This is a genomic window from Salmonella sp. NW177 (assembly GCF_051811585.1).
Lineage (GTDB): Bacteria > Pseudomonadota > Gammaproteobacteria > Enterobacterales > Enterobacteriaceae > Salmonella > Salmonella enterica.
In genome coordinates this window covers 1-374 of the sequence record NZ_JAMMZV010000031.1, presented here as the reverse complement: position 1 = coordinate 374, position 374 = coordinate 1, and the positions used below count along the sequence as shown (strand labels likewise).

At 64.4% G+C, this 374-nt stretch carries 1 pseudogene; it reads right to left on the bottom strand.

The window, feature by feature from the left end:
- Positions 1–374 (bottom strand): annotated as a pseudogene (locus NA986_RS24350) (sodium-extruding oxaloacetate decarboxylase subunit alpha); the annotation flags it as partial.

Here is a 374-nt window from a genome sequence, read left to right as displayed (position 1 = left end):
TCCTCGCGCACGCGGGGGATTTCCGCCAGCACCTGGTCGAGTTTGTCCGCCGCGTTCTGCTGCTTCAGCTGGCTTTCGAGGTTGGTGAGCATTCCGCCCGGTACCTGGGCCACCAGAATACGGCTGTCGTAGCCCTTCAGCTGGCCTTCAAAGGCGTGGTACTTTTTGCGCACCTCGCGGAAGTACGCCGCGATGCTCTCCAGCTTCAGGATATCCAGCCCTGTGTCGTGCTCAGTACCTGCCAACGTCGCCACCAGCGCTTCGGTGGCCGGGTGGCCGTAGGTGGCGCTCATGGACGAAATCGCCGTGTCCACGCCGTCGACGCCCGCCTCGATAGCCTTCAGCAGGGCCATCTCCGCCATCCCGGTGGTGGC